The organism is Aquabacterium sp. UBA2148 (assembly GCF_002328915.1).
Classification (GTDB): Bacteria; Pseudomonadota; Gammaproteobacteria; order Burkholderiales; family Burkholderiaceae_C; genus Aquabacterium; species Aquabacterium parvum.
Genome location: NZ_DCXA01000289.1, coordinates 1 through 3,182 on the forward strand (window position 1 = coordinate 1; position 3,182 = coordinate 3,182).

Genomic DNA, 3,182 nt, shown 5'->3' on the forward strand with positions numbered 1-3,182 from the left:
GAGCTACGTGAGCGGCCAGGGCTGGGTCGTGGACGGCGGCTACACGGTGCAGTGAGCCAACCGTCGTGCCACACCGCAGGCGACCACGCCCGGATCCGCGTGGCCGCCTGATGAGCCGTCTGGCCCATCCACGCTGGGGCGTCATCAGTCAAGGTGGTAGCGGGCCTTGGCGGATGCCTGGCAGGCGTCCTTGGCGGAGCCGGCAAGGCCTTCGCAGCGTTCGGCGGCCACCTTGTGGTCGGCCTCGCGCTTCTTCTCAGCGGCTTCGTCGCGCACTTCCTTGATTTCCTGACGTGCCTTCAGGCTCGCCATGGACTTGTCGTGCTCGGCCTTGGCCTGCTTCTCACAGACGTCCTTCTGGTTGCCTTGCAGGTCGTCGCAGCGCTCCTTGGCGATTTTGTGGCGGGCGTTGATGCCTGCTTCGGTTGCAGCATCCTTGTCGGCCTGTTTGCCGGTGTGTTGGGCCTTCAGTCGGGCCAGCGCCACCTTTTCTGCACCGTTGGCCTCGGCTTGGCAGATGTCCTTGGCGTTGCCGGTGACGCTGTCACAGTTCACCTTCTCGCGGGCGTAGTGCTGCTCGATGTCGTCCTTGGCCAGCTTGTAGACCTCCTCGTTGATCGGGGCCGGTTTGGCGGCCTGGACGTGTTGCAGCAAGCCCAGACAAAGGGCGATGGGCAGGAGGGCAATGTGTCGCTTCATGGGGGTTCCTCTGTTGTGATGAACGGCGGGGGCCGCAGCTCCCGTGTGACCTGTTGGCCACGGGTTCACTGTGCCAACCGATGGCTGGCGAGGAAGCAGGACAGGGCCGAGGCTGTTTGTCAGCCGAGGCCTACGCGGCAAGCGTTTTGTTTCAAGTGGGGCGCACGCGCACGTCGCGGGCCTGCAGCGCACGACCGTCGTCGGACGTCACCTGCATCGCTGCGATGGGTCGTCCGCTATCGCGGTCGACGATCTTCACTGGTGGTCCATCGGGGGCCGGCGCGTGGCGGTCACCCCATTGCAGCATCGCGATGATGATGGGGAAGAGGTCGCGGCCCTTGTCGGTGAGCCGGTAGTCGAGCACGCGGCCGTTTTCGCTCTCGGCCATGACCTGCAGGATGCCGTGCTGAACCAGGCTCTGCAGCCTGGCGGTGAGCACGTTGGGCGCAATGCCCAGGTGCGACTGGAACTCGCCGAAGCGGCGGGTGCCAAAAAAAGCCTCGCGGATGATGAGCAGCGTCCAGCCGTCGCCCACCTGCTCGAGGCAGCGGGCGATGGAACAGCTCATGTCCGAAAACGAGGTGCGTCGCATGGTGGGTGCATCTTACTTGCTTCAAGCAAGTAAAGCGAGTAGGCTGCGCAACTACTTTCTTCAAGCAAGCAGTTTCGAAAGGCCCTCATGTCCGCTCCCTCGTCAGACGTCGCCCTGTTTGTCCACTCCACCGGTGTGGGCCCGTTCATGTGGAACAAGCTGTTGGTGAACCTGCCTGCCGGCGTCACACCCCTGACACCCACCAACCGTGGCTACAGCTTGCCAGACCTGGTCGCGCGAGGCACCAAGGTGACGGTGGCCGAAGAGGCGGCCCACATCAAGGCGCAGATCCCGGCGGGCACGACGGGTGTGCACCTGGGAGGGCATTCGTATGGCGGGCTCGTGGCCTTGACGCTGGCGCTTGACCCCGAGGTGCCGGTGAAGTCGCTGTGGCTGTACGAGCCGGTGCTGTTCGGCGCCTTGCGCCCCCTGGTCGATGAACTGCCCGAAGACGTTGCGCAGCAGGTGCGCGAGTTCACCGAAAAGCCCGATCGCTTCCTCGATGCCAGCACGGGTGGGCAGGACGTCTGGCTGGAGAACTTCGTCGATTACTGGAACCACCCGGGCATGTGGGCCTCGATGCCGGACAAGGCCAGGGACATGGCCCGCCTGGTGGGCTGGAAGATGTTCCAGGAGGTGCGCATGGTGTTCGAGGAGCCTCAGCCCTTCGAGGTCTACCGTTTCCAGGTGCCGCTGACCCTGGTCAAGGGCGAGCGCACCCAGCCACCCGCTCGCGAGATGGTGCGCCGCCTGGCGGCGGTCAACCCGCATGCGCAGGTGGAGGTGCTCCAGGGCTTGGGACACATGGGCCTGGTGGGCAACCCGGCGGGCGTGCTGCCCTCGCTGGAGCAGCACTGGGCGCGCGTGCTGGGCTGACCGCTTGCGGCCAGCCCCCTGATCAGGGCTGATCGTTGCCGGTGGGGGCCTTGGCAGATTTCTTCGCCGGGGCCTTGGTCGGAGCTTTGGCGGTTTTGCGTGCGGGTTTGGCTTCGGCCGTTTCGCTGCCCTTGGCCACAGTCTTGCGTGGTGCGGTCTTGCGGGGGGCCTTCTTGGCTGCCGGGGCTTCGGTCGGGGCGACGACAGCGGGTGCTGGCGGCGCGCTATCGACCTGCGCATGGCGGGCCACTGGCGCGTCGGTGATCTGGGACGTTTCGCGGGGAGCACGCCCGCGTGCGTTGCGGGTGTCAGCCCGGCCATGTCCACGCTCGTCTCGGCGGGGTTCTACACGGCCGTCTGATCGGTCTTCTGTGCGGCTTTCCGCGCGTTCATCGAAGCGCCCTTCTGAGCGCGTGTCCGCGCGCGTCTCTGCACGCGCCTCGCGGCCTTCTCCCTTGTTGCGACCACGGCCACCTCGGCTGCGGCGACGGCCTCGCCCTTCCTCTGCAGGGGCGGCGTCTGGTGCGCTCGATTCACCCTCCCCGTTGCCATCCGAATCCTCGTCGGCATGGTCGACAGGCGCGGCTTGCACGCGGGCCGGCGCATCCTGCTCAGGGGCCAGGCGCACATCCACTTCCTGCTCGGCAACCTGGGCTTCGGCCTGGGCGGCCGCATCGGCACGTGCGCGTGCTTGCGCGCTGGGCACACCGCTGCCACGCGCCACCCAGGTGCCCGACTTCTCATCGCGACCGAATTCCAGCAGGCCACGCGCCAGTGCTTCTTCGAGCAGGTTGCCGAAGGTGCGGAAACCGTAGTAGTTCTCGTTGAAGCCGGGGTTGCGGCGCTTGATGGCTTCTTTCAGCACGGAGGCCCAGATGCGGCCGCCGTCGTCGCGGTCGGTGACCAGGGCTTCGTAGGTCTCGGCGGCCATTTCGACGGCCTTGGCGCGGCGCGTGTCCATCTCTTCGCGGCGGCGCTTTTCTTCTTCGGGGCTGCGGCGGGTGTTGCCACCGCC

At 66.6% G+C, this 3,182-nt stretch carries 4 protein-coding genes; 1 reads left to right on the top strand and 3 read right to left on the bottom strand.

Annotation, left to right across the window (positions count from 1 at the left end; all coding sequences use genetic code 11):
- Positions 1–144 precede the first annotated feature (144 nt).
- Together B2W70_RS15960 and B2W70_RS15965 are read right to left on the bottom strand one after the other, a co-directional pair.
- On the bottom strand, positions 145–699 hold the full coding sequence (locus tag B2W70_RS15960; protein ID WP_286747160.1) for a hypothetical protein: 555 nt from the start codon (positions 697–699) through the stop codon (positions 145–147).
- Positions 700–850: 151 nt separating this feature from the next.
- A complete protein-coding gene (locus B2W70_RS15965) occupies positions 851–1,291 on the bottom strand; it encodes a winged helix-turn-helix transcriptional regulator (protein WP_286747161.1) in 441 nt (146 codons plus the stop codon).
- An 87-nt stretch (positions 1,292–1,378) separates the two neighbouring features.
- Here B2W70_RS15965 and B2W70_RS15970 point away from each other — a divergent pair, with 87 nt between their 5' ends.
- Positions 1,379–2,167, top strand: coding sequence for an alpha/beta fold hydrolase (locus B2W70_RS15970; RefSeq protein WP_286747163.1), 789 nt, complete (start codon positions 1,379–1,381; stop codon positions 2,165–2,167).
- 22 nt (positions 2,168–2,189) lie between these two features.
- Here the strand turns inward: B2W70_RS15970 and B2W70_RS15975 are convergent.
- A partial coding sequence (locus B2W70_RS15975; protein ID WP_286747165.1) for an OST-HTH/LOTUS domain-containing protein occupies positions 2,190–3,182 on the bottom strand: 993 nt, incomplete at its 5' end.

Coding starts and splice junctions, on each gene's coding strand:
- B2W70_RS15970 (WP_286747163.1), top strand. CDS start 1,379: ATGTCCGCTCCCTCGTCAGACGTCGCCCTGTTTGTCCACTCCACCGGT.
- B2W70_RS15965 (WP_286747161.1), bottom strand. CDS start 1,291: ATGCGACGCACCTCGTTTTCGGACATGAGCTGTTCCATCGCCCGCTGC.
- B2W70_RS15960 (WP_286747160.1), bottom strand. CDS start 699: ATGAAGCGACACATTGCCCTCCTGCCCATCGCCCTTTGTCTGGGCTTG.